At 49.7% G+C, this 26,643-nt stretch carries 26 protein-coding genes; 8 read left to right on the top strand and 18 right to left on the bottom strand.

The genetic code is table 11. The annotated features are described in order from the left end of the window. Positions 1–58 precede the first annotated feature (58 nt). The 6 genes from rlmA to AC6R0R_RS04235 all read left to right on the top strand — a co-directional run bounded on the left by rlmA (position 59) and on the right by AC6R0R_RS04235 (position 5,137). Positions 59–880 carry a 23S rRNA (guanine(745)-N(1))-methyltransferase gene (gene rlmA / locus AC6R0R_RS04260; RefSeq protein ID WP_500625803.1) on the top strand — a complete coding sequence of 274 codons (822 nt, stop codon included), beginning with the start codon at positions 59–61 and terminating at the stop codon, positions 878–880. A gap of 140 nt (positions 881–1,020) precedes the next feature. Then, on the top strand, positions 1,021–2,013 hold the full coding sequence (locus tag AC6R0R_RS04255; protein WP_500625802.1) for a ChaN family lipoprotein: 993 nt from the start codon (positions 1,021–1,023) through the stop codon (positions 2,011–2,013). 146 nt (positions 2,014–2,159) lie between these two features. Beyond that, positions 2,160–2,516, top strand: a complete 357-nt coding sequence (locus tag AC6R0R_RS04250; RefSeq protein ID WP_334551055.1) for a hypothetical protein — start codon at positions 2,160–2,162, stop codon at positions 2,514–2,516. Between the two features lie 402 nt (positions 2,517–2,918). Next, positions 2,919–3,209 (top strand): co-chaperone GroES, encoded by a 291-nt coding sequence (locus AC6R0R_RS04245; protein WP_500625801.1) that lies wholly within the window; start codon positions 2,919–2,921, stop codon positions 3,207–3,209. Between the two features lie 32 nt (positions 3,210–3,241). Continuing rightward, the gene (gene groL / locus AC6R0R_RS04240; protein WP_500625800.1) at positions 3,242–4,834 is read left to right on the top strand and encodes a chaperonin GroEL; all 1,593 of its coding nucleotides are present in this window, start codon (positions 3,242–3,244) and stop codon (positions 4,832–4,834) included. A 90-nt stretch (positions 4,835–4,924) separates the two neighbouring features. Continuing rightward, complete coding sequence (locus AC6R0R_RS04235) at positions 4,925–5,137, top strand: hypothetical protein (RefSeq protein ID WP_500625799.1); 213 nt, start codon at positions 4,925–4,927, stop codon at positions 5,135–5,137. A gap of 67 nt (positions 5,138–5,204) precedes the next feature. On the opposite strand, the gene AC6R0R_RS04230 is transcribed toward AC6R0R_RS04235, so the two are convergent. After that, a complete protein-coding gene (locus AC6R0R_RS04230; RefSeq protein ID WP_500625798.1) occupies positions 5,205–5,645 on the bottom strand; it encodes a YcgN family cysteine cluster protein in 441 nt (146 codons plus the stop codon). 130 nt (positions 5,646–5,775) lie between these two features. Here AC6R0R_RS04230 and AC6R0R_RS04225 point away from each other — a divergent pair, with 130 nt between their 5' ends. Further along, on the top strand, positions 5,776–6,024 hold the full coding sequence (locus tag AC6R0R_RS04225; RefSeq protein WP_500625797.1) for a YkgJ family cysteine cluster protein: 249 nt from the start codon (positions 5,776–5,778) through the stop codon (positions 6,022–6,024). A 120-nt stretch (positions 6,025–6,144) separates the two neighbouring features. Here AC6R0R_RS04225 and recR read toward each other — a convergent pair whose 3' ends face one another. From recR to AC6R0R_RS04190, 7 genes are all read right to left on the bottom strand, one after another. Further along, entirely contained in the window at positions 6,145–6,744 is a 600-nt protein-coding gene (recR, locus tag AC6R0R_RS04220; RefSeq protein ID WP_334551065.1) for a recombination mediator RecR, read from the bottom strand. Positions 6,745–6,818: 74 nt separating this feature from the next. Further along, positions 6,819–7,148, bottom strand: coding sequence for a YbaB/EbfC family nucleoid-associated protein (locus AC6R0R_RS04215; protein ID WP_005380618.1), 330 nt, complete (start codon positions 7,146–7,148; stop codon positions 6,819–6,821). Between the two features lie 71 nt (positions 7,149–7,219). Then, entirely contained in the window at positions 7,220–9,391 is a 2,172-nt protein-coding gene (gene dnaX / locus AC6R0R_RS04210) for a DNA polymerase III subunit gamma/tau (protein ID WP_500625796.1), read from the bottom strand. Between the two features lie 12 nt (positions 9,392–9,403). Beyond that, positions 9,404–9,949, bottom strand: coding sequence for an adenine phosphoribosyltransferase (apt, locus tag AC6R0R_RS04205; RefSeq protein WP_334551070.1), 546 nt, complete (start codon positions 9,947–9,949; stop codon positions 9,404–9,406). A 169-nt stretch (positions 9,950–10,118) separates the two neighbouring features. Beyond that, complete coding sequence (locus AC6R0R_RS04200; protein WP_500625894.1) at positions 10,119–10,523, bottom strand: YbaN family protein; 405 nt, start codon at positions 10,521–10,523, stop codon at positions 10,119–10,121. Positions 10,524–10,530: 7 nt separating this feature from the next. Then, on the bottom strand, positions 10,531–10,662 hold the full coding sequence (locus AC6R0R_RS04195) for a hypothetical protein (RefSeq protein WP_334551071.1): 132 nt from the start codon (positions 10,660–10,662) through the stop codon (positions 10,531–10,533). 242 nt (positions 10,663–10,904) lie between these two features. Further along, positions 10,905–12,005 carry a response regulator gene (locus tag AC6R0R_RS04190; RefSeq protein WP_500625795.1) on the bottom strand — a complete coding sequence of 367 codons (1,101 nt, stop codon included), beginning with the start codon at positions 12,003–12,005 and terminating at the stop codon, positions 10,905–10,907. Between the two features lie 241 nt (positions 12,006–12,246). Here AC6R0R_RS04190 and AC6R0R_RS04185 point away from each other — a divergent pair, with 241 nt between their 5' ends. Beyond that, on the top strand, positions 12,247–13,122 hold the full coding sequence (locus tag AC6R0R_RS04185) for a LysR family transcriptional regulator (RefSeq protein WP_500625794.1): 876 nt from the start codon (positions 12,247–12,249) through the stop codon (positions 13,120–13,122). A gap of 58 nt (positions 13,123–13,180) precedes the next feature. On the opposite strand, the gene AC6R0R_RS04180 is transcribed toward AC6R0R_RS04185, so the two are convergent. From AC6R0R_RS04180 to AC6R0R_RS04135, 10 genes are all read right to left on the bottom strand, one after another. Further along, positions 13,181–13,729: an NAD(P)H nitroreductase gene (locus tag AC6R0R_RS04180; RefSeq protein WP_487903248.1), complete on the bottom strand. Its 549-nt coding sequence runs from the start codon at positions 13,727–13,729 to the stop codon at positions 13,181–13,183. Positions 13,730–13,860: 131 nt separating this feature from the next. Beyond that, complete coding sequence (fadJ, locus tag AC6R0R_RS04175; protein WP_500625793.1) at positions 13,861–15,987, bottom strand: fatty acid oxidation complex subunit alpha FadJ; 2,127 nt, start codon at positions 15,985–15,987, stop codon at positions 13,861–13,863. Further along, a complete protein-coding gene (fadI, locus tag AC6R0R_RS04170) occupies positions 15,987–17,294 on the bottom strand; it encodes an acetyl-CoA C-acyltransferase FadI (RefSeq protein ID WP_334551079.1) in 1,308 nt (435 codons plus the stop codon). Before fadI ends, fadJ begins: the two co-directional genes overlap by 1 nt. A 303-nt stretch (positions 17,295–17,597) precedes the next feature. Then, positions 17,598–18,449: a universal stress protein gene (locus tag AC6R0R_RS04165; protein WP_500625792.1), complete on the bottom strand. Its 852-nt coding sequence runs from the start codon at positions 18,447–18,449 to the stop codon at positions 17,598–17,600. Positions 18,450–18,454: 5 nt separating this feature from the next. Beyond that, entirely contained in the window at positions 18,455–20,437 is a 1,983-nt protein-coding gene (locus AC6R0R_RS04160; protein ID WP_500625791.1) for a tripartite tricarboxylate transporter permease, read from the bottom strand. A gap of 103 nt (positions 20,438–20,540) precedes the next feature. Then, positions 20,541–21,659, bottom strand: a complete 1,119-nt coding sequence (locus tag AC6R0R_RS04155; RefSeq protein ID WP_500625790.1) for a Bug family tripartite tricarboxylate transporter substrate binding protein — start codon at positions 21,657–21,659, stop codon at positions 20,541–20,543. A gap of 182 nt (positions 21,660–21,841) precedes the next feature. Further along, a complete protein-coding gene (locus AC6R0R_RS04150; protein WP_500625789.1) occupies positions 21,842–22,912 on the bottom strand; it encodes a 4-oxalomesaconate tautomerase in 1,071 nt (356 codons plus the stop codon). A 101-nt stretch (positions 22,913–23,013) separates the two neighbouring features. Then, positions 23,014–24,063, bottom strand: a complete 1,050-nt coding sequence (locus tag AC6R0R_RS04145; RefSeq protein WP_500625788.1) for an ABC transporter substrate-binding protein — start codon at positions 24,061–24,063, stop codon at positions 23,014–23,016. Continuing rightward, the gene (locus tag AC6R0R_RS04140) at positions 24,060–25,505 is read right to left on the bottom strand and encodes a sensor histidine kinase (RefSeq protein WP_500625787.1); all 1,446 of its coding nucleotides are present in this window, start codon (positions 25,503–25,505) and stop codon (positions 24,060–24,062) included. The genes AC6R0R_RS04145 and AC6R0R_RS04140 overlap by 4 nt, the downstream gene beginning before the upstream one ends. Beyond that, positions 25,502–26,167 (bottom strand): response regulator transcription factor, encoded by a 666-nt coding sequence (locus tag AC6R0R_RS04135; protein WP_500625786.1) that lies wholly within the window; start codon positions 26,165–26,167, stop codon positions 25,502–25,504. The genes AC6R0R_RS04140 and AC6R0R_RS04135 overlap by 4 nt, the downstream gene beginning before the upstream one ends. Positions 26,168–26,643 lie beyond the last annotated feature (476 nt).

Raw genomic sequence — 26,643 nt, 5'->3', positions numbered from 1 at the left:
TGGGATTCGCTCGCCTAAGCTGATAAAATGCAGCCCCCGAAATGGCCCAGAGCTCGATATGTCTTACTCCTGTCCTTTATGTCATCTGCCTTTATCGCAAGAAAAACAGCGCTACTCGTGTGAAAACCGTCACTCATTCGACGTCGCGAAAGAAGGCTACGTCAACCTGATGCCTGTACATCATAAACGTTCAAAAGATCCAGGCGACAATAAAGAGATGATGCAAGCTCGGCGCCGATTTTTGGAAAAAGCCTACTACCAACCCCTGCGACAACGCATTGCCGACTTATGCGCCGAAGCCTTAGTCGGTAGTGATCACCAGTTGCTTGATATCGGCTGCGGCGAAGGCTACTACACGACCCAAGTAGCACATCGGTTAATCGAACAACACGCAGCAGCAAACACATACGGTTTGGACATTTCCAAAATCGCCATCCGCTATGCCGCGAAACGTTACCAAAACTGCCTTTTCAGTGTTGCTTCAAGCCACCGCCTACCCTTTGCCGACCACTCACTCGATGGCGTGTTACGCATCTACGCGCCGTGCAAAGCGCAAGAGTTGCAACGCTGCGTGCGAGACAATGGCGTGGTCATCACAGTCACGCCAGCAGGACGTCATCTTTACCAGTTGCGAGAGCGAATTTATGACGATGTACGACTGCACAGCGAAGAAGCCGAATCGATTGAAGGCTTCGACCTTGAGCGGGAAGAAAAGCTCAGCTACCTCCTCCCCCTCGCCGATGGTGATGCGTTCGACCTATTGCAAATGACCCCATTTGCTTGGAAAGCCAGCGATTCTTTGCGTGACGAACTGAAAAACTCCACTATGTTTGAATGTGAGGCAGATTTTATGATTCGCATCTATCGTAAGCAGGCGTAACCCGGTACAAACTAGATAACAATTCTCATTTGCATTGTAAATGTCCCGAGCCTCCTTTAGTATGCGAGCAGACCATTAGGAGGCCACGGTTTATGCTGATCCGTTTTATATTGACCCGTTTTGTTTGTTTTAGTGCTTGTATGACTCTGACCGCCTGTTCATACAGCGCAGCGTCACTCTCTCCATCCACTCGTTCAAACTCAGTGGCCTCTGATCCAAGCGCTGCTACCCCTATCGTTAGTTTTTATGACTATCAACTATACGACCCATCGGGAAAAGCCCTGTCACTCAATGCACTACCTGAAACCTTCACTCAGGCAGAGGTTATTTTGATTGGTGAATGGCATACTCATTCCGCTATCCATCGCTTTCAAGCCGATTTTATTAAGGCAATAGCGAGCCAAGGCCGAGACACCGCCTTGTCGATGGAGCAGTTTTCAAGAGACGCCCAACCCCATCTCAACGCCTACCTTAACGGTGAGATTGGAGAGCAAACACTGATCACATCGGGTAACGCTTGGCCTAACTATGAAAGTGACTATCGACCATTAGTCGAGCTAGCAAAAACGTTTAACTGGCCTGTCATTGCCGCCAACGCACCTAAATCAACGGTACGTTGTGTGGGCCGTGTCGGTTTACGCTACCTTGATCGCCTATCCGACGATGAGCGCCGCCTCGTGGCCGCTAAGATCAACACCGAGGACTCCGCATACAAACGCAAATTCATGGCCTCAATGCATCATGGCGAGCCAGCCCAAACCGAAAAACAGTACGCGGCTCAAATGACGTGGGATGAAACCATGGCAGAAAGCATCGTCCAATACCTCAATGACCACCCAGGTCACCAAGTCATTCATGTCGCAGGGAAGTTTCATACCGAACAAGGGCTAGGAACCAAAGCGTCTATTTTGGCGCGCAACCCCAACCTCTCTGTCGTGGTTATCACACCTATGTCTGATATCGCATCTATCATCGATGCCGCCAGCGAGCCTCAGCCTCTCAACACGGATTACCCATTGCACGTCTTAGCCCCACCTGTGCGCTTCGTCAAAATGGAAAATCAAATGGCGGCGTTTCATAAAATGTCGACCCGTCATGGGAGCAACGAGTGTCAGCCAACTGAAGCCCCCTAATCGACCTTAGCTGAACGCCTGCACTCGCGACCGATAAATAGGCATGATTTGTGCTTGATGGCTTTTCATACAAATAACGCATATTTTGCACAAGTTTTACACCACACTGCCGATACGTTATTTGAGGATGAAGTAAGGAGAACACTATGACCCCAGTAGGAATGGAGTCAGCGAAGCTGGCACCAACCCAGCAGGTTAAGCCTCAAGCCAACACCTCGGTTGCAGATAAAGGCGCTGCACCTTTAAAAGTTGAGCAAAACACGGTAACCCTTTCAGAGGAAGGGAAAGCATTGCTTGCCGCATTGCAAGAAATTGAGAAAGAGAGCCAAGCCAACAATAAAGCAGAAAAAACCGTCGGTGACAAAGTAGAGTCTTTCGCCCACGGTGCGCTAGGCATGGATCACCCAGATAAGATCAAAGAAGAGGAAGACGGCTCTTACTCTGCGGGGCAATATCTTTCCGCGGCGGCAACCGTTGGCGGCATTTTGCTGGCCCTAATCTAACATTGAGCGCTAAACGACTCTTAATCAGTGAGGGAACAAGCCTTTGATTCGAGACGACAAAAATCTCAATTTGTTGTCGACCTTGCTGTGGCTTCATAATCATTTCGCATTGCAGAGATTAGGCATCCCCGATTAGGCATCCCCGATTAGGCATCCCCGATTGGGCATCCCCGATTGGGCATCCCGAATTGGGCATCCCGGTTTCTTAGCCATTGCGCCACTCCTTCCTAGTTTTAAAGCTCACTTCGGTGAGCTTTTTTATTGTCCTCGCTACTTTCATAAAAATCTTTTATCGAACTTCCCCCTTGAAGTTGCCATGAGAGACCCTATTTTTTCATCGAGCGCGAAGGAATCGCTCATATTGTGTCTTTTATTTTTTGTCCTAAGTAGGAGGCAAATCCAATGAATATTCGTCCTTTAAATGACAAGCTGATTGTTGAAAGACAAGAAGTGGAAAACAAATCTGAAGGGGGAATCGTACTAACTTCTCAATCGGTGAAAAAATCCACGCGCGGAAAAGTCATCGCAGTGGGTTTAGGCAAACGTCTTGATAACGGTGACCGCGCGTCAATGGACGTCAAAGTCGGTGATCACGTCATTTTCAATGATGGCTACGGCGTGAAATCAGAAAAGATTGATGGCAAAGAGTATCTGATTCTCAGTGAATCAGATGTGTTGGCTATCGTCGAATAATCTCGTTCTGTCATCTTTTTGAGGAGAAAATCATGGCTGCAAAAGACGTACTATTTGCAAACGAATCACGTCAAAAAATGCTCACTGGTGTCAATGTCTTAGCCAATGCGGTCAAAGTGACGCTTGGCCCTAAAGGACGCAATGTTGTTTTAGATCAGTCTTACGGTGCCCCTACCATCACCAAAGATGGAGTGTCTGTCGCCAAAGCCATTGAGCTAAAAGATAAATTCGAAAACATGGGTGCTCAAATGGTCAAACAGGTAGCATCCAAAGCGAACGATGAAGCGGGCGACGGAACCACTACCGCAACGGTACTGGCGCAATCTTTCATCAATGAAGGGCTAAAAGCGGTGGCCTCGGGCATGAACCCAATGGATCTTAAACGCGGTATCGATAAAGCGACGGAAGCCGCTGTGGCTAAATTACGCGATATGGCGAAACCTTGCAGCGATCAAGAATCGATTACGCAAGTTGGTAGTATCTCGGCCAACAGCGATCGCGCTATCGGTGAGATCATTGCCCAGGCGATGGAAAAAGTCGGCCGCAACGGTGTCATCACCGTTGAAGAAGGTCAGGGCCTGATCAACGAACTCTCAGTTGTCGAAGGCATGCAATTTGACCGTGGGTATCTCTCGCCGTACTTCATCACCAATCAAGACACAGGTACCGTCGAGCTCGACAATCCGTACATCTTGCTGGTCGATAAGAAAGTGAGCAGTATCCGTGAACTGCTGCCGATTCTTGAGTCAGTCGCTAAGGCCTCTCGTTCATTGCTGATTATCGCCGAAGACATCGAAGGTGAAGCATTGGCGACACTCGTCGTCAACAACATGCGTGGTATCGTTCGCGCAACCGCTGTCAAGGCGCCAGGCTTTGGCGACAACCGCAAAGCGATGATGGAAGACATTGCGGTGCTTACCTCTGGTACGGTTATCTCTGAAGAGATTGGCTTAGAGCTTGAAAAGACCACCTTGGAGCAGCTTGGTCAGGCCAAGAAAGTGACCATAACCAAAGACGCGACGACCATTGTAGGCAGCGATGAACAGCACCATGCAATTCAAGACCGCGTGGCAAGTATTGAAGCGCAACTGGCCTCGACAACGTCTCAATACGATAAAGAGAAACTCCAGCAACGCATTGCAAAGCTCTCTGGCGGTGTGGCAGTGATCAAGATTGGCGCTGCTACTGAAGTAGAGATGAAAGAGAAGAAAGATCGAGTGGATGATGCGCTGCATGCAACACGAGCGGCCGTTGAAGAAGGTATTGTGGCAGGTGGTGGCGTCGCGCTGACCAAGATTGCCAAAGAGCTCGCCGATCTCAAAGGTGATAACGACGATCAAAACGTCGGTATTCGTGTCGCGCTACGTGCGATGGAAGAGCCACTTCGTCAAATCGCCATTAACGCCGGAGATGAAGCGTCCGTTGTCGCCAACGCGGTGAAATCAGGCGATGCGGACTATGGCTACAACGCCGCAACCGGTGAATATGGCAATATGATTGAGATGGGTATCTTGGACCCTGCTAAGGTGACCCGTTCTGCCTTGCAATTCGCCGCGTCAGTTGCAGGTTTGATGATCACCACCGAAGCCATGATCACAGCCCACGTTGAGAGTGAGGAAGCCTAACCTTCTCTCACTGGCGCTCTAGAGCGTCAGTGCACACAAGCGGGCGACGTTGCCCGCTTGTCTTCCACTTTGGATTGTGAGGTAAGAGAGATGAAATCATTGCCATCAATACATTTCTCCGTTGCGGAGTGTGGCACCCGCCCAGCCCCCGCTTCGACTTGGCCCGTCACCACGACCTTTCCCAGTCAAACGGCCGGTCCACTTTTCTCTATTATGAATCAACTGCCAAAACCCGTTCAGTGGCTCATCATCCGCTTTGATTTAGCTCCGCCAACACGCACCGAGCAACCCGTGGTCCATTGAGACAAAAGAGGGCGGATAAGAGGTTAAAGACGAGGACTTGTTGTCAATTCAACGAAAAATCGTGGGCTTAATCACGCGTGGGATGATTGAGTATGTGGTCTTCCCAATTGATCACATCGATTTCGTACACCACTTTATTTCTGACGCTTTCCCCAGCGGCGTGCATCGCTGACTTAGAGCCAGTGCGCAGCGGGTGCCATTCAGGCAATGGTTGACCTTCTACCATTAAACGGTAGGCACAGGTGTGCGGTAACCAGGTGAAATCATCGATGTCATCACGAGTCAGCTTGGTGCACTCTTCATGAGACTCAAAGCGATGTTCATAATCGCTGCATGAACAGGTTTTCGTGTTGAGTAAGCTACACGCCACATTGGTGTAGTAGATTTCATCCGTATCTTCATCCATGAGTTTGTGCAGGCAGCACTTGCCGCAGCCATCGCACAGAGATTCCCACTCTTGCTCCGTCATCTGCTCTAACGTTTTTGTTTGCCAAAAGGGTGCGCTCATAGACTCATCTTGGATTAGTTAAAGAAGGGGCGATTTATACCGTCTAGCGGCAAAAACTTCAAGATCTTGTACTGATCGTCTTGATGATTTTTGCTATTATCGCGCCTCAATTTTACTCAGGGGTATCAGGATGGATTGTCGACTCGGTTGCGGGGCTTGCTGTATTGCGCCCAGTATCTCATCACCGATTCCGGGGATGCCAAATGGCAAACCTGCCGGTGTTCGTTGCATTCAGCTCAATGAAGACAATCTCTGCAAGCTGTTTGGCTTACCAGAGCGTCCCAAAGTGTGCGCAGATTTCAAGCCGTGTCCTGTAGTGTGCGGGGCGACCAACCAGCAAGCGATGACCAATATCACAGAGCTTGAGCGTCTGACGTAACACTTGGCGTCTGACGTAACAAAAGTAAACCAAGCACTACGCTCTATCATGGGTGACAGATAAAAACATGGCCGCAGATGCGGCCATATTGATATTATTTCTGGGTGAAAAATGCAGGTATTAAATCTTATGTCGCCCGAGCAGTGAATGAGACAGCGTTGTGCCATCCACCAGCTCTAATTCACCACCGACCGGCACACCATGGGCAATGCGACTAGCCGTGACTTGGTGTTCATGACACAACTCAGCAATGTAATGCGCGGTCGCCTCCCCTTCCACCGTTGGGTTGGTCGCAAGAATCACCTCGCTGATATCACCGCGGCGCAGGCGAAAGTCCAGCACATCCAAACCGATATCACTCGGCCCAATACCATCAAGGGGCGACAAGTGCCCCATCAACACAAAGTAACGCCCAGAATATTGACCGGTCGCTTCCACCGCTGCGATATCCGCAGGGCTTTCTACAACACAGATTTGTCCATTCTCTTGGCGTTTAGGATTGGTGCAGATATGGCAAACCTCTTCTTCGGTAAAGGTTCGGCATTCGGAGCAATGACCGATTTCCGTCATTGCCTGACTTAACGCGTCGGCGAGTTGCACGCCGCCTTTTCTATCTCGCTGCAATAAATGAAAGGCCATCCGCTGTGCCGACTTGGGGCCAACCCCAGGTAGACAGCGCAAGGCCTCCATTAATTGTTCCAGCATATGACTGGTACGCATTGACTCTCTTTCTCTATGAATTGTCCGTCATTCTCGTCGAATGCGCGCAAATCTGTTGCGCGCAGAGAGCAAGATTAGAACGGCATTTTCATACCAGGTGGTAATTGCATACCGCCCGTCACTGACGCCATTTTCTCTTTTTGCGTCTCTTCAACACGACGAGCGGCATCATTGAACGCAGCAGCAATGAGATCTTCTAGCATCTCTTTATCGTCTTCCATCAAGCTCTCGTCGATATCAACGCGGCGAACACTGTGGCTACCAGTAATGGTCACTTTCACAAGTCCAGCGCCCGATTCACCAGTCACTTCCATATTCGCAATTTCTTCTTGAAGCTTTTGCATGCGATCTTGCATTTGCTGGGCCTGCTTCATTAGGTTGCCCATACCGCCTTTACCAAACATGTTTATCTCTCTAGTTTGTCACTATATCGAATTAAATGGGGGCTGAATCAAATGAATTCAACCACCGGAAATTATATCGGTCGTACACTATCGCTATCGAGTTCAGCACCAAAACGCTGCTCGATAAACTGCACGTACTCATCAGCCGCTAGACTGCTAAAAGCTTGCTCAAGCTTGCCTTGATACAGCTTATCTCTTAACTCTAGCGGTGTTTCTCCTTTGTCACCAATCTCGACACTTAACTGGCACTCTTCGCCCAACACTCGATTGAGCTCTGAGAGCAGTTCACTTTGCGCTTTATCCGTGTTGAGGTGAGCCTGCTGTGGTCGCAACGTCAGCTGGATAGAACGGCCATCTTTGACGTAATCCGAATTGAGCGCGAGCTGCTCAGTCAACTTAGCTGTATTGAGCTGACTGATGAGCTTTGCCCACACGCTACGCTCTAAGCTTTCATTGACGAGTTTATCGACCATCTCTGGCGTCTTCTCGTGCTCGAGCGCTTTTTTCAGCTGCGTGGGTTTCAGTTCCGGCTTTTGCTCATCCACGACTGGTTGGCTTGGCGTCCATTGATAGGGCTCAGGCTTCTCAAGCGATGCGTTGTTTGCCGACTCGTTTCTAGCCATGTGTGCAGCAGGCGACATCTGCGGCGCTCCGGCGTGTTTTTGCGCAACACGTTCGAGCACCGATTCAGGTTTGGCAGATGCCGCTTTAGCCTTTTTTGTTGACGCGCCTGGCGAGCTGCGCCCTTGACGCTGTGAGCGCAATTGATGACGCAAACCACTAATGCCGCCGCTCACCCCGCTTGACGCAGGCTTCTGCGTTGGAGGCGGCGTTGGCGTTTCAGGGGCTTGTGGTGCCGAAGCGGGCGTCATCTGTGCATACTCATCTCTGTCATACCCAGACGCGTCATGCATATCGTCATGCGGTGGCATGTCGTAATCGGCCATCGGTGGCTCATACGACGGTGCGCTTGGCATTGGCTGCGATGGCGCTTTAGGTGGCGGTGCTTCAGGCTGAGGTGATACCGCTGGAGAGGACATCGACGCTTGAGGCGCTGCATGGCTGACTGGTGGCGCTGCAGATGGCACCGGAGCCTTTGACGCTGGCGCCTCTGCGACAGGTGCGCTGGACGTTGAGATCATATTGGCTTGCGACACCTCTTGTGGCCTAAACGCCACCATGCGCAACAGCACCATCTCTAAACCAATGCGCTCTGACGGCGCCAACGCGATGTCTTCACGCCCTTTCAACGCAATTTGGTAGAACAGTTGAATATCTTGCGGCGTTAACGCTTTGCTCAGCTGCACGACCTTGTCAGCGTCAGGCTGGCCTTTATCAAGCGAGGATGGCAAAGCCTGCACCATGGCTAATCGATGTAATTGACTGGCGAGTTGTTGCAACAATCCATCCCAATCCACACCGTTTTGCGCCATTTGCTCCACACTCGACATCACCACATCCACCGATTTCGAGCTGATCGCTTGCAGCAGATGCAAGGCTTGATCGGTGTCGAGTGTACCCAACATGTGCGCCACGCTTTCTTGGCTGATACTGCCATTGCCAAGAGCAATCGCTTGGTCAGTCAAACTGAGTGCATCACGCATACTGCCATCCGCCGCATGGGCAATCATACCCAATGCGCGTGCCTCTGCACTCACTTGTTCCTGTGCGAGGATATGATCCAGCTGTTGATGAATGGCATCGACCGTAATCGGCTTAAGATGAAACTGCAGACAGCGCGACAAAATCGTCACAGGCAGTTTTTGCGGATCGGTGGTCGCCAGAATAAACTTCACGTACTCTGGCGGCTCTTCCAATGTTTTCAGCAGCGCGTTAAAGCTATGACGAGAGAGCATGTGCACCTCGTCAATCAGGTACACTTTAAAGCGTCCACGCGCTGGCTTGTACTGGACGTTGTCCAATAACTCTCGAGTATCTTCCACTTTGGTGCGCGACGCCGCGTCGATCTCTAATAGATCCACAAAGCGCCCTTGGTCTATCTCTTGACACGTATCACACTGACCACAAGGGTTGGCAGTAATACCCGTTTCACAATTTAGACCCTTGGCAAACAGTCGCCCAATCGAGGTTTTACCAACACCTCGCGTACCACTGAACAAGTACGCATGGTGGAGACGATTTTGAGCGAGTGCATTTTCAAGCGCCGTCAGAACGTGTGCTTGACCCACCACTTCACTGAATTTGGTTGGACGCCACTTTCGCGCTAAAGCAAGATAACTCATGAATAATTCCGATTAATGACCGTCAAATTCACAGATGCTGTAAACCGTAAGGCCGAGACCTTGCAGACGTTTATCGCCACCGATTTCAGGTAGATTGATGACAAACGCCGCATGTTCGACCACGCCACCTAACTGTCTGATCAGTTTGGTGGTCGCTTCGATGGTACCGCCGGTTGCGAGCAAATCGTCCACCACCAGCACCTTGTCGCCTTCTGAGATAGCATCGGTATGAATCTCTAGCGTATCAACGCCATACTCCAATTCGTAAGATTGGGCGATGGTGTTACGCGGTAGTTTGCCCGGTTTACGCACCGGGACAAAACCCACACCAAGCTCCAACGCCAACGGTGCACCAAACAAGAAGCCACGTGCTTCTGTACCAACGACTTTGGTAAAGCCTTGATCTTTATATTTATCCACTAAAAGTTGGATCGTGGCTTGGTAGGCTTTGGCGTTCTCCATCAAGCTCGTGACATCACGGAATAGAATGCCTGGCTTTGGATAGTCTGGAATGCTTTTGATGCTAGATTTGATGAATGCGATCGTTTCAGTTGTCATAGTTCATTACTTACTTTGGCTAAGTGGGCGCCTATCATTGTTATCATCGGCCACTTAATAATGGGTTTTGTGCCACTCGGATCCGGTATCTGACCAAATCACTGACTAAAATACGGTTCGTATAAAAAACAAACGCCCACCAATAGAGTGGGCACACTTCTGGGTAATCTTAGTGATTTTCTTCTCTATCGGCAAGCGGCTCCATCACAGGAAGACGCAAGAACCAACTGAGTAAAATCACCAGCATCACCACCAACATCGCTTTCAGGCATAGGTGAGGGACAACCCAAATTGAGAAGCTAAAACTGAGTACCATCGCGAGCGCGCCGCGCTGTTTTACACCGCGCGTTACCGCCCGGTTCTGATGCCAATTGATAATGATAGGCCCGAACGTCGGGTGTTGATGAAGCCAGCGGTGAAAACGTGGACTGCTGCGCATGAAACAAGCGCTGGAGAGCAAAATAAACGGTGTGGTAGGAAGAACGGGAAGGAAGATGCCCAGTATGCCTAGGCATAAACTGAGCACACCAACAACATAGAAAAAGAATCTGCGTAGAGGAATGGTATGCTCCAGAACTGCGTTAGAAGCCTGCGTATCCGTTGAACACGCGAATCCAAGTCAAGGTCGCGGGAAGCGTTGGGATCAACAGGGCTGCAATAAAGCCTAAAAAGTAAAAAATATTATACGGTTCTTTAAAATCTTTGTCTGCCATGGGCTGCTTCTCTTTTGGTAGGTGGCGATACGTTTCTTTCAATAATGAAAGTCCCATTAACGCAAGTGCTGCCCTGCGTTTTAGGGTTATTTTTGTTTGGCGAAACTATACCTTAATGGTTAAAGCATAAACACCGAACAGGTGTAAGGTTATTGATAAAATGAGAGGGGATAACCCATCAACCCCAAAGGCGAATAAGGCCTTTGGGATTGATCACTATTTGGGGGAATACATGGATGCGTTTAAGCGCTGCCACCACGGAAGATGTCTAAAGTAAAGCTGCTAGAACCTAGGCGGCTTAGGGATAGCTGACACGCCGACTGTATCGAGAGATCGGTGGTGATGAAGTTTTTGGCGCAGTTTTCTCCCAACTTGACGCCAGAAGGGATATGTTGAGATTGGTACCCATTCGACCACTGTGCATCCAGCCCGGCGGGCAGCAAAGACAGCTTTCCTGAGCAAAGATCAGCCACCCCAAACAAGGCTTTCACCGGTGCGCCGCAGTCGGAGCACTGGATACCTTTCTCGAGAATATCCGCCAGATCTTTCAAATCCGCATTGAAGGATTTGAGGTTACGCAAATAATCATGGAACAAAGCGCGAACCAGCAGCGTCGCCGCTGGGCCATGATGATGGCTACTGGCCGAATCCACCAAATAGAAAGCAAATTGACCGTTCATAAGCCAGGCATAATCAAACACCAAAGGCATCACATCCGTCGATTGCAGTAAGCGGTAACTGCACTTCCAATCCCCTTGTGCGGTGTCTTTGTCTGGAAGCAGCGCATGAAGTAAATCTTTGGCCGCACTTGGGTTATCCTCTAGAAACTCCAAGTGCCAATGAAGCTCTTGCTCCTCAGGCATATCCCCGCTATCGACACGAAACCACTGACTGGAAAAATCCCTGAGATCACTGAGGTGGTTGTCAGAATCCTCCAACGTCACTTCAATGGCGTTGGCGAGGTGTTCATAATTGGAAATCGGTTTAGGAAGGAAATCTTTGATGCCGTAACGCAGCGCCTTCGCCACATCAGACATCTCATCGGTCGCCGATACAACAATAAGCGGCATAGACGGGTACTCTAGGCTCACCTCCTCGACAAATTCGATACCATCAAGCACCGGCATCGACAGATCACATAAAATTAGGTCGGGGGAATGTTCCCTCAACTGTTTTAAACCTTCTAAGCCATCTGAAGCCTCGACGACTTCATAACCTTGTGCGGTTAGGAATCCCGTCGTAATGCGACGAAAGATAGGATCGTCATCAACGACCATAATGAGCTTTTGACTTGCAGCCAGTCGCGGATTCACCACCGAGGCCACCTGAACTGATTTGTGCATAAACCTTGCCTCACCCAAATTTGGATTATCAACATTATTGTTATTATTAACTGCTTGTTTGAAACACTTCTTAAAAAGTAGTCGCCACCGTCCATTTATACAAATATTCCACCGTAAATGAGGGATAGCTACTATATGTATGAATCCGGTAAGATCGGTGAAGTTGTTGATGTGCCTCAAGCTTTGACATGATATATAAAGATAAATTACCTAAATTCGTAACCAAAGTGTGTTCGACAGAATGAAATTAGATGATCTCAACCTATTTAGACTGGTGGTAGAAAATGGAAGCTATACCGCAACTTCCCGTAAAACCATGATTCCGGTCGCCACGATCACTCGACGAATTCAAGCGCTGGAAGACTCACTTAACCTTCGCTTGCTCAATCGACATGCAAGAAAGCTGTCACTGACTGAGGCGGGTGAGCGCTTTTTCAATGAGTGCTCTCCCCTGCTCAACCGTCTGACGATGACAGCAGAGGAGATCTCTGATGAGTGTCGTGGCGCTGCGGGTAAAATTCGTATTACCTCGCCGTCTAATCTGACCAAACGCATGATGATGCCGATGTTCAATGCGTTTATGCTTCAATACCCTGATATCCATATAGAGCTTGATACCAGCACGCAATCCGACCACCTTGACCCCACCGAGTGGGATGTTATTTTCCGAGTGGGGCCGCAGCGAGATTCAAGCCTGATTGCACGTAAAATTAGCTCGGTCAAAGACATTTTGGTCGCCAGCCCAACGTATTTGCGCCTACATCCTGCACCGAAACACGCCGAAGAGTTGAGCCAGCATGCACTGCTCAAAGGTTCGCCGCTGCTCAAATGGCAACTCAAAAATCACAATGGCGAAGTGGTGGTCAATAATGATAAAGGCCGCTTCCAAGCCAATACGCTCAATGTCGTTCGCAGCGCGTGTTCTGAAGGGCTTGGCATTACGCTCATGCCGGATGTGATGATTCGCGAGTACATTGAGGATGGCAGCCTTGTCCAAGTGCTCGATGACTGGATCGCCAACCCTCGCGATATTTATATGTTGTATAACCACAAAGATCACTTACCGGAGAAAGTCCGTTTATTCATCGACTTCGTGATCGCGTTCAACCTGCATTAAAAAAGCGCCTGATTGTTTTCAATCAGGCGCTTTTCTTTCCCTATTTGTCCGTCAAATATTACAAATACTCGACGAATTTACTCAACTCGCGATGGGGCACTTTCATTGGCTCACTATCGGGCGTACCAAGATAGAGGAATCCGACGATTTGATCTTCTCCCTGCAAGCCAAAAGCTTGATGCACATTCGGGTGGAACATCCAAGGGCCAGAGCGCCAGAACCCTTGGAAGCCCTGTGCAACCGCCGCCATCTGCATCGCTTGCACGGCACAACCTGCAGATAGGTGCTGCTCAAGTGCTGGCACTTTATCGTGCTCCGTCACTTTGGCGATCACCGTGATCACCATAGGCGCGCGAAAAGGCGCATTTTTCACTTTTTCAAGCACAGCGTCATCACTGTTGTCTGCCACCGCAGCGCGGTGCAAAATCGCAGACAGCTTATTGAGCCCTTCCCCTTGAGCAATCACGAAACGCCACGGCGTCAACCCCGCATGATCCGGCGCACGCAGGCCAGCGCGAATGATGTTTTCTAATGCGACTCCCTCAGGAGCCGGGGCAGACAGTTTGCCGACTGAGCGACGGTTGAGCAGTAAATCAAGCGCATCCATTTGATATCCTTAATGATTATATTCGAGACACTCGCCAGCCTATGGTTGGCTGCTTATCGTTATAAATAGTAACGCGTCAAACAAAAAAAGCGAGCCTATTACCCAGGCTCGCTTTTTATTTTGAGAAAAAACTAGTTGCTGTAGAAGGGCTTATCCAAACCCGCACGTGTTAACAGCCCATCGCATGGCGCGAATCGGTCACCGTATTTCTGTGCGTGGTCGTTCATGATATCCACCAGCTTCTTCACGCCAATTTGGTCCATGTAGCGGAAAGGGCCGCCTAAGAATGGAGGGAAACCAATACCAAAAATCGCCCCGATGTCACCATCTCTAGGGCTGCGAATAATGCCCTCATCCAGACAGCGGACCGCTTCGTTGAGCATCGGCAGCACACAGCGCATGGCGATGTCTTTCTCAGCAAGGTTAGATTCCGGGGTCAACTTCAGCAGTTTGTACACGGACTTATCGACCTCTTTCTTCTTCCCTTTGTAGGTGTAGAAGCCTTTGCCACTCTTGCGCCCTTTACGGCCATCATTGAGTAAGATGTCAAACACATCTGGGCCTTGGAAACGCGCGCCGAGTTCTTTGACCAAGATAGGCATAATTTTCGCGCCGATATCGACGCCAACTTCATCCAACAACGTAATAGGGCCGACTGGGAAGCCGAAGTTTAGCAGCGCTTTATCTAACTGTTCAATCGGTTCACCCGCCATCAGCACTTGCGCCGCTTCATTCATGTAAGGCGCCAAAATACGGTTAACGTAAAAGCCTGCACAATCTTTGACCACAATCGGTGTTTTGCCTTGTTTGCGAGCAAAAGCGACCGCGGTGGCGACGGTTTCATCCGATGTGCCTTCGTGTGGGATCACCTCAACCAGCGGCATTTTTTCCACCGGGCTGAAGTAGTGCAACCCGACGACTTTCTCAGGGTGCTTAGCCTCGGCGGCAATTTGGTGGATCGGCAATGATGACGTATTGGTCGCAAAAATAGTTTCTGCATGGCCATTGGCTTCCACATCCGCCACCATTTGCTGCTTGAGCGTCAAATCTTCAAATACCGCTTCAATCACGATGTCTGTGTTTTTAAAGCCGGTAAAATCGGTGCCACCCGACAGCTGCACCATTTTCGATTGCAGTTGCGCTTTGGAAAGAATGCGACGTTGACGCTGCTTGTCGAACAACTTGTAGTTGTATTGCAAAGCGTTAAGAACGCCATCGTTTGACACATCTTTTATCCGGACAGGAACTTTCGCTTTCGCCACACTAACGTGACTAATGCCCGCCCCCATCAAGCCACCACCTAGCACGGCGGCACGCTGAATCTTGCGCGGCGTAGCATCACTGCCGTTGTCTTTTTTCATTTCAGTGGTCGCAAAGAAAATCGAGCGCAATGCCTTCGATTCTGAAGTCATCACCAACTCACCAAAGCGCTGCGCTTCTTTCTGTAACCCTTTATCGAAGCCGTGCTCAAGTCCGTAACGAATGACGTCTAAAATCGCCTCTGCCGCTGGGTAATTGCCGCGCGTTTTTGCGTGGGTTTTCTTGCCAGCTTGTTCAAAGGTCACCTTGCGGCCCAACCCGGTGTGCGCCATCAGTTTTTCTTTGGTCGACGCTTTTTTACCACTTTTTCGCTTCGGCGATGACTTTTCAATCAAGCCTTTCGCCACATCGAGCAAGATGGTCTGCGGCACCACCGCATCCACCACGCCCAATTTGCCCGCTTTTTTCGCTCGCAACTGTTTACCGGTCAAAATCAAATCCAGTGATGGCAGCAAACCAATCAAACGAGGCAGTCTTTGCGTGCCGCCCGAGCCTGGCAAAAGCCCAAGTTGAACTTCAGGTAGACCCAGTCTAGTCGCATCATCATCACTACAAACACGATAATCACACGCCAAAGCAAGCTCTAAGCCGCCGCCCAAACACGGGCCATGAATCGCTGCGACAACAGGAAAAGGCAGGTCCGATAATTTCGCGAACATCTGCTGACCTTGTTGCGCTAACGCTTGCGCTTCTGCAGCACTTTGACAGGCGTCTAACATACGTACATCGGCGCCAGCAATAAAGTTGTCCGGCTTGAGTGAGTGGATCACCATGCCTTTGAGGGTAGACTGCTTGTCACCGAGCTCATCAAAGATAGCGGCCATTTCATCGGCAAACGCCGCTTGCAGCGTGTTCATTTTCTCGCCGGGCACATCAATCGCCAGCCAAGCGATGTTTTGCTCATCAATGGTTAAGTTAAATGCTTTTTGCTCACTCATTATTCGACCTCCAGAACCATTGCTGCGCCCAATCCACCTGCTGCACAGGCAGTATTCAATGCCAATCCACCGCCACGGCGTTGCAACTCACGCAGCGTTTGCGTAATCATGCGAGCGCCCGTCGCCGCGAATGGGTGCCCATAGGCAATCGAACCACCTAGAACGTTAAACTTATCCATATCAATCTCACCGATGGCTTTTGAGCGACCCAATTTCTCTTGGGCAAACTTATCGCTCGCAAACATCTTCACGTTCGATAGCGCCTGAGCGGCGAACGCTTCGTGCATATCGATCAAGGTCAAATCAGACAGCGTAATACCCGCTCGGTCGAGTGCAACCGGTGTGGCGTACGATGGCCCCATCAACATGTCGGTTTCAACGCCAATCGCCGAGAAGGCGTAAGAACGGATGTAACCCATGATCTCAAGCCCAAGCTCCTTAGCGCGCCCTTCTCGCATCAACATAATCGCGGCGGCGCCGTCCGTCAGTGGCGTACTGTTTGCCGCTGTCACGCTACCAAACTTACGATCAAACGCAGGGCGAAGCTTGGCGTAGCCTTCTAAAGTCGAATCGCGGCGAATGTTATTGTCTTCGGCGATCCATTTTTTGTAGGGCTCTGGGAAAGCGGTCATCACTTCGTCGCGAATTTTCCCCTCTTCCCACGCTTTTGCCGCTAGCGTATGCGAACGGTGCGCTAACGCGTCTTGCTCTTGGCGAGAAATGCCGTGTGACTTCGCCATTTGCTCCGCCGTTTGCCCCATAGAAAGACCGGTGGAATATTCTGCGACCGCTGGTGGCACCGGCATGAGATCTTTCAATGACAAAGTTTTAAGAATGTTAAGCTTTTGACCTAGCGTCTTCGTTTTGCTTAGCGCCAGCAAGTTCGCGGCGAGCTTTTTCGAAACACCAATAGGCAACACAGACGATGAATCCGCGCCACCGGCAATACCGATATCAATCGTGCCGGACATAATGCTTTCCGCCACATTCACTGCAGATTGGAAACTGGTCGCACAGGCGCGAGTCACACTGTAGGCGTCGGTATGAATGTTCATCCCGGTGCCCAGTACAATTTCTCGGGCAATGTTGGGGGCCTCTGGCATTTGAACCACTTGGCCAAACACCACCTGATCGATCAACGCAGGATCGATGTCCGTTTTGGCCAACATATCGCTGACCACCATTTTGCCCAGATCCACCGCAGGGACCTGGCTAAATTCCGTACTTTGACGTGCAAACGGCGTGCGTAAACCGGCAACGATGGCGATGCGTTCGCCCGAGCGGGTCTTTAATTCCTGCTTGCCCATTGTTTCTCCTTAATCATGAGAGGTCTGACCACGCCATTGTAACGAGATTGTTAAAGCAATCAAACGGCCGTTTAAATAAACGTGATTTATGATGGAAAAGTAGCAGAGGGTTTAGAGGCGGTAAATGGGAGTAAAGTCAGGAAAAGGAAAAGGAAAAGGAAAAGACTGGTTAACACAACACAAGGAGGAGTAAACCCTGCATTTTTCTTGGGCGGATGGATTAGGTGTTAACCAGTCTTTTAGTTAGAGTACACGTTCAAGCTGTCACGCAGCTGTCATTGAACAATGCGGTGAATCGCGTAGTTAACTCATCATCCACAAAGGGATCGTGGCACTTGAGAGTAATTGGTTAGTTACGCCCCCAAACACCTTCTGATGAAGTTTCTGGTGTGCAAACGCGCCGGCAACCACGACATCCGCTTTGATTTCACTGGCCACCTCAAGCAACTGCGAGGCCGTGTTTCTTCTCGCTCGGGTAAACGTCAAACATTCCGCATCCACTCCGTGTCGTGCAAGGTAGGTAGCGAGATCGATTTGCGTCGGCTTTTTCGCTAATGAGCGCTCACTAGTCGCAACCACGACATTATCGACAAGTTTGAGCAGCGGTAATGCAGAACTTACTGCGTTTGCTGCTGCTTCATCGCCATTCCACGCAATCATTACCGTCTTAGGTGCAAAATGCGTCTGCGTCCTCGGCATCACTAGAACCGGTTTGCCGCCATGCTCTATCGCCGCTTCAAAGCTGACGCTTGTGCGCCCTGTTAGCGATTTAGGAATAATGATGATGTCCGATACTTTACCGCGCTCCGCCACCACCTCACCACGATAGCCAAAAATATCATGCCAAGTGGCACTGGTTTGGTTGAGACTCGACTCGCCCTCCACCACGTTAAGTGATTGACATAGCTCAGAAAATCGCGACTTAGCTTGCGACATATCATTACTGACGTAGTCGCGAACAATTTTACCTATCTGGTCATAGAATTTGCGTGACACGAGCCGCTGCTCGTGGGGCATCAGTTGCTCAGACCCCACTTGTGCGTGCAATACATCCAAGTGTGCCAGAAAAAACTTGGCCACATGTAAGCCTCCCTCGAGGCGGGTATCTCCATCCTCTTGCGAGGCAAAAGGCATGATGATCGATTTAATAGACATCTAGGTTATCCTCCGAATGGCCAAGGTAGATCCACGGCGTCCTGCAATAGGCCAATGGGCAAATCCAACAACATAAGATGGGTCAAACCAAGTAGAAATCCGCATGCCAATGTCGTCGTTGCGAAAGATCGCCATAAGCTCAGACCCGCTTTATTCATCAAGAATAAACAGAAGAACACACTAATTGAGATGACATAGCCGACTAAAAAGCACCCGAGCACCAAACCCGCCAACCAGTACAGGTAGTGCATCATCGATGACGTGTTGTCATCAAACGCGTAGCCTTGCTCATATTCGTTATCAAAGTAAATCGGTGATGATGAGGTGTGCGTCAGTAACTGCACAATCACTACAGCGGAAAGCAACCACATACCACTCGCCACGACAATCGGGAAAATGCCCCCTAGGAAACTCTGCTGATATCCATCATAGATACCGTAAGCGAAAGCCAAGTTCACCACGACCGCAAATGCTAATTGAGGGGTACGTGGAGCGGGAGTAGAGGACGCTTCGTTGGTCGATTGCTCGCGCTTCTTCATATTTTGTCGGATCATAAAAACGAGTGAAAGTAATGTGAGCGCACCAATGATCATTACGCCGGGACGAAGTAAGAACGCTGCACCATCAAATTGAACCGCTTGATATAAATAGGTTTCCATTCCGGCAGAAAGAACAAAGCCGATAAGAAACGCAGGGCGAGGCCAATCAAATCGTTTCATAAGCACGCCCAATACACCGACTGCTAACAGTGTCACCAAGTCCCCTAAATCGCGGGTAGCTTGAAACGCTGCAAAACAGATCACCATAACCATAAAAGGAGCGAGTAAGGCATAGCGAATGGTGGTCAACTTAGCAACCCATGGCGAAATCAGCATACAAGCACCTGCACCAAACACGTTGGCAAGCGCTAATGACCAAACAATCGTGTAAGTAATGTCTAAATCAGTGCTGACCATCGCTGGTCCAGGCTCCAAACCGACCAATACCATGCCACCTAAAAACACCGCCATGCCACCAGATCCAGGAATACCAAACAGCAGAGTCGGCACTAAACCACCGCCCTCTTTCGCGTTGTTTGATGACTCAGGTGCAATGATGCCACGCACATCCCCCTGGCCAAAATCAGGCTTGTCCTTCGTGGTTTGCACTGCGTGTCCGTAGGCTATCCAATCGACCACACTTCCCCCCAAACCTGGCAAAGCACCGATGATGCAGCCAATGACACTACATCGTAGAGCAAGCCACTTGTTTTCGAAGAAATCTTTTACCCCAGATAGCCATCCGGAACCGAGTTTGCTGGCACTGGCTATTGGCTTGTTTTGGCGAAGGAGATCGATGATCTCTGGCAAAGCGAAAATTCCCAAGCCCACGACAACAAGTGGAATGCCGTCCATCAAATAGAAATTATCAAACACCATTCTATATTCGCCGGTGGCTGGCGCACTGCCGACACTACCCAGCATCACACCCAAACCACAGGCCGATAAGCCTTTGACTAAACTTCTTCCTGCTAGAGAGCCCACCATGGTCAGACCAAGTAACGTCAGCATAAACAGCTCACCAGAGCCAAATGCTAAAATCACCGGACGAGCCACCAGCACAAAGCCAGTCAGAACCACAGCACCGAACAAACCACCAAACAAAGATGAGGTGAACGCCGCAGATAACGCTCGCGCAGCTTGCCCTTTCTTTGCCATAGGAAAACCATCCAGTACGGTCGCTTGTGAGCCACTCGAACCGGGAATTCCCATCAATACAGAGGTGAAGGTATCAGAGGTAGGGATAACGGCAACCAAACCTATCAACATCGCGAGTGCTGAAACCGGATCCATGCCATACAGAAACGGCAGCAACAATGAAAGACCCGCAATCCCCCCTAAACCTGGGAATATACCGATCGCTAAGCCCAGCATCACGCCCCCTAACATGTAGGTAATGTGCTGGACGGTAAGTATGGTCTCTAGGGCCAAAAACAATTCACTAAACATCGTAGAACCTTTGAACGCCAACGTCGTCAGACGGAGAATAGAGGGACAACTAAATTGAGGACTGAGAGAGAAGAGCAGCGCTCAGAACGCTGCTCATTGAGAGTTACAGTTTGGTGTTGTACTTGTCAGCAAGCCATTGAGCGACCCACTCTCTGCTGCTCTCATCGAGTGACAGAATCGCTTCTACCGCTTTGTCTGCCTCCGCGCCCGTTAGCTGTTGATAGTTACCCAGTACGTCTTTAGCTCGAGCTTGGAACTCTTCATCTGCAACGAAGGTTCTTGCTGCATCACGCCAGGCTTGTTTGACCGCTTCTGGCGTTGAATCAGGAAGGAAAAACATCTTCTGAGCCACGAAACCTGCGACAAAGAAAGAACGCCAAACTTTGAAACCTTGGGCATTCATGTCCCCATTGGCTTTCTGATAGACCTCAGCGAAGTGTGGAATATCGGGGAAGTTAGGATCGCGCTGAAGTTGACCGTTGTCATCCAACACACCCAAACTAAAGATGGGGATCGCTTTGCCTTCCTCTACCAGCGGGGTTACCTTCTTCAAATAGGCAGAACTGGTCTGAGAATCTAAATTGACTTCGCCACGTTCAAAAGCGAGGCGACCAGCACCACGACCTTTCATACCAAAGACAGCTTTGACATCAGCACCCAATAGATCAAGCGCTAACAAAGGCACCAAATCAATCGTTGTCGCACCTTGACTGGCATACTGAAACTCTACTGAGCCTAAGTTGGCAACAAAATCATCCGCATTGTTGATACCAGTACTCGGAGACACGTAAATCACACCGCCGGTAGGCGACGCCATCACGACATCCCAATCGTTGTAATCGTATTTGACACGGCGGTCACCGAGCAGATAAGTAAACTGAGTCGATGCGGAGCTCGCGAGGACATCCAAACCGTTGTCTTTGGCTCTACGGGCAAATTGGTTAGCTCCTTTAGTTGAACCGCCACCAGGCACATTTTTGACCACGACAACAGGCTCGCCAGGCAGCGTTTGGCTAAAGTAAGGAGCAAAAAATCGTGCCCAGGTATCCGTACCACCTCCCTCTTTATATGGGACGGTAATTTGAGCACGCTCGCCATCAAAGGAGACATCCTCTGCCAGTACCGACGGGCTCAGAGAGGCGACCCCTAGGGCAACCATTGCGGAAAACAATGCCGTAGTACGGCGAATAAACTGGGGGTAAGTGGGTTTGCTCATTGGCATGAATGCCTCCTCAAATCCTTTGATTGCTTCTCGTTAATCTTGTTATCTATCGCCCAATATTGCGATGCGTTAACACTAATCACTCAACCTGTCATCAAACTGACAAGGACAACCTCATTAACAAAAATGTTACATAGATCGACTTTACGACGAGCGTGCGAAGCCGTTTGCTAGCAAACACATTAGTGGCTAACAAACACCTCGCCCTTGAACAAAGGCCGAGACGTTCTGACTAACGCCGCTTGAGCGATGATCGGCTCTCCTTCACCTTCTAAAATACTCATTTGCACATCAATTTTTCCGCTTGGGTGCTCAACCACTACACGCTCATCTTTGCTCGGCGCTGCCAGCGAGTGAGTGACCGTACCGGGAATCAAACAGGCAGACGCAACACAAATAGCGCCGGTCACCGCATGACTGGCATGGCAATTGTGGGGGACTAAATAGCGAGAGGTAATGGTTCCACCGGATTGAGGTGCGGACACAATGGACACTTTAGGGATCACGCTCGAGCGAACATCACCTAGCCCCATCAGCTCACCCGCCTCAATGCGAATCGCTTCGATGCGTGCCAGTAGATCATGATTCGCATCAATTTCGGCTTTGCTCTCTGTACCCATAATGCCCAACGCTGACGCGGGTATATGCACCATAGGAACAGCGGCATCAATGCAGGTGACATCAACATCAAGAATGCGTTGTTGACGCAGCCCCGTTGGGAACAGCGCCCCGGTTTTTGCTCCGCCCACGTCAAGGAAGTTCAACAAGACTGGTGAGCCCGTGCCAGGGACGCCATCAACCGTCACATCCCCGTCGAACTTTAAGCGTCGATTCGGCGTTTCGGCTGTGACTTCTATGATGGTGTTGGTATTGACGTTCTTGACTCGGACCGTCGTCGTACCGTCTTGAAGTGAGATAAGATTCTTTTCGGTTGCAAACGCAATGATTCCAGACAAGATGTTGCCGCAGGAGGGTTTGGTATCCACGATCTTCTCCTCCACGCCAACTTGAGCAAACAGATAGTCAAGATCGACTCCTAGCGAGTCAGACAACGAGACGATCGCCACCTTACTGGTCAACGTGGTGCCCCCACCAATACCATTGATTTGCTGGACATCACCTGATCCCATGATGCGTATCAGCAACGAATCACGTTCATCTGGGTCACTGGGGAGATCTTGTGAAAGAAAATACGCGCCCTTCGAGGTGCCACCCCGAATAAGCATGCAGGGAATTAGATGAGAGTGTGTCATTCCTTCGCTCCTTAGCAATCACACCACTTCCTGCTTGAAATGGCTGCGTAAGGCTACGAAACGAACCTGTCACCGAACTGACACACGCATGCGTGGACAACTCAATCGTAATTTTTGAGAGCGCTCTCCCACTCTGTCGTTACCACCTCCCGTTTACTCTGATCTGAGAACACCATGAGTCGCACGTCCAGAGGAATTGGGTTCAGTTGATCTGCATAGTGTTGACGTAAATATGCGGCGGATTTTTCACTAGTAATATCTGTGCGAATCGGCGGCATATTGGTTTGTTCAGCCATGACCCATTGGCCAGACAAAGACAAGATGTAATCAATGAAGGCTTTTGCGGTATCGGGCTGTTGAGTGGTTTTATTGATAAAGGCGCTGCGAATGATTACGGGTGTGTAGTCTGTCAGCGACACGATCACGATGTTGTCATCCAACTCTTGCCAGCTTCTAGCGTATGATCCGAGCACGTTGTAAGCCATAAGAAGCTCACCCTCACTGGCCGCTTTAAGCATCGAACGGGTGCTATCAAAAGTGCGTGCCTGGGCGGAATTAAACAGCTCAAGAAACTGACCGTAATTTCTTGCCTGCTGCCTTTCAAAAGACCAAAGTAAATAACCGATCCCCACTCGGCGGATATCAAACAGGCCGATTTTCCCGACTAACTCACTGCTGTATTGACGGATAAAGCTCAATAATTCAACGCGGTTCATTGGGGGCACCTTACCGTCAATGAAGGCTTTATTAAACACTAAAACTGCAGGCTCAAAGCTAAAACCAAACAACTCATTACGCCATTGACTCCACTCCGGCAATACACTCTGCGAAGTACCGTAGCTCGACATCGCGACCTGATGAGGCAATGCGTAGCCATCATTCACTAGCCGTAGTTGCAAATCCATCACGGAACTGATGGTGATATCTGGCTGTGGCTGAATGTTATCGCGAACATACCGGTCTAAATCATTACTGCTCATCCAGCGGTAATCGATCTTAACCTCTGGGTGACGCATTTTAAAATCATCCAGCATCGGCTTCATTTCTGACTGATATGCCGCGCCATAGATCCGCAGTGGCAACGAAGCCTCATCAGCCGCACTGAAACCAGACCATAAGAGCGCAACCGCTAACCACCCGATACGCTTCATTCGCTTACCTCTTGCCACGCTGTATAAGGAAACTGTATTTCTACCGTCAGCCCCGTAGGGACACTGTCTTTTAGCAACAATACGGCTTGCATCTTCTTCGCTACGTCAGCCGCAATACTCATCCCCAGACCGGTACCGGCTTCGTCGGTCCCCGCGATACGATAAAAACGATCAAACACCAAAGGCTTATCAGCATCGCTAATACCGGGGCCGAAATCACGTATCACCACGACGGCTTTGCTACCCATATGGCTGACTTCCACTTCCACTCGACTGGATGCTGGCGAGTATTTAATGGCATTTTCAACGAGGTTCGTCAGCATTTGCTCAAGTGCAAAGGCATCCCCGCGTACAGAAAAGGCCGTGTCCGCGTCATAACTTAGCTCTATCTCCTTTGCCAACGCATTCATCGCCAACGAACGACACACAGCTGCCGTTAACTGATTCATGTTCACCCACTGAGGCTCAACACTTCGATATCGGTGCTTAATGGTTGCGTGATTAAGCAATTGATCAATGGTCCGTTCGAGCACATCGCACGCCTTGAGCACATTCGCTAACGATCGTGCGGTCGCTTCATTGTGATCTCGACTCAGAATCAAACCGACTTGCGCGCGCATGCCGGCAAGCGGGGTTTTCAACTGATGCGCCGCTTCTCCAGTAAAGTTTTTCAGGTTTGTCAGCGTGTCATCCAACTGAGACATAAAGGTGTTAACGGTCTCAATCAAGTGGGACACTTCCTCAGGTGCATCCATATCGATGGGTGTGAGATCCACATTGGAGCGACTGGCGATTTTCTGGTTAATCACGTTTAAAGGTTTAAGTACCATAGCAATCAGTACGAGAATCACTACAAGGGCACAACTGACCACACCGACCAATAGCTTGAATGCCACATCTGATAGCTCTTTTTCCCAATGGGTCCTGGCTTGAACCGTCTGACCCACCAATACCGAGACCACTTGCGCCCCCTCACTGGTGTTCACCGAGCGGCTGACCAAGGCAAAGCGTACATACTCATCAAACATGGTGTGGTAGAAAAAATGGGGGTTGATCTCTAACTGTACGGGATATTGCTGAATGTGTGATTGAATTGTTGTATCGCTGAGCAAAGAAGCATAGCCCGTGATAAATTCATCGTGATTGATGACAACAGCGTAAAATACTTTGTCTCTGGGAGAATCTGATAAACCGGCAAACGCAGAGAAAGGCAGGTCAACGCTGACTTGCAGGTGCTCAAACCTTACCTGCTCTAAAATTTGTAACGCTGAGTTGGCGAGCGGGCGATCGAACGCAATTTGCGCTGTCTGATACGCATAGCGCTTGACAGCGAGCATAGAGAGCAAGCCAATAAACAGCAGCAACATCGTCGCATAAACAACAAGCTGAAAACGTAAAGAACGAGTAGAAAATCCCTGAAAAACGGGCAATGAGGCGATCATCCTGCTTTGGCCATCACATACCCAAGGCCACGCAGTGTTTTGATCTCCACCTCACTCTCGGACAACGCTTTTCTGAGACGCCCTACGTATGTCTCAATTGCGTTCAGATTCGGCGGATTGTCATAGCCATACAGATGGTCGATGATCTCTTCTTTACTGAGAACGCGATTCGGGTGACCGAGAAACACTTCCAACAAGCGATACTCTCGCTGTTTGAGCTCCACCGTCTTACCCTTCACCTGCACCGTGGCACTCGCTGCGTCAAAACAGATGTCACCAAATTCGATAAGGTTGTGATCTTGCCCTTGACTCCTGCGCACAATAGAACGGCATCGCGCCTCTAGTTCACCCAAGTCAAAAGGCTTACAAAGGTAATCATCCGCACCTAAGTCAAGCAGTTGGATTCTATCGAGCACCTCGTTTCTCGCCGTCAGTATCAAAATAGGCGTATCGTAACGTTGGCGAATTTTTTTTGTAATCTCTTCTCCAGAACGATGCGGAAGATTCAAATCCAAGATGATTAAGTCGTATTGAGTGTGAGCGACCAAGGCATACGCCACTTTTCCATCGTAGGCACAATCAACTCCATGACCTAAATCAGTGAAGCGCTGCTCCAATGATTGGCTGATCAAACGATCATCTTCCACTATCAAGATTCTCATCGGTCCTCAACTTTCCTTGTAGGCAATGCAACAAATGCATCACTTTTATCCTCAGTTTATAACATCAGACAAGGTAGGGTGACAATCCAGGTTGTCGGCTTTTGCCAAACACTGTGATCATCAGACACAGCCGCCCAAACGGGAGAACAGCGTTGCTGCGCCGGGCACTTTCTCGAGGCAAAAAAAAAACCACACAGAACTGTGTGGTCGGAATGTATAAAGCAATTAACTTACGCCAATTGAAAATAATCAGTTTCCTGATTAGGAGAAAGTAAAGTCAGCCTTCAAAAGGAAGTGTCATCTTGCTCAACTTGTCAGCAGATGCCGACTAGATGACAGGAGTTACTATACCTGTTGCCGATTGCCTCTTTTTGAAGTAGATCAATTTTAATGGGATTTCTCTCTTTTTATCGCACTGTGCGCCACTTTGCTTCAATATATAAAGAGGGTTTTATCAGCCATAATGAGCACCACGG

The sequence above is a fragment of the Vibrio sp. R12-SW3-ISO1 genome, assembly GCF_059834005.1.
The sequence above is the reverse complement of the archived record's forward strand: the minus strand, read 5'-3'. Positions and strand labels throughout refer to the sequence as shown.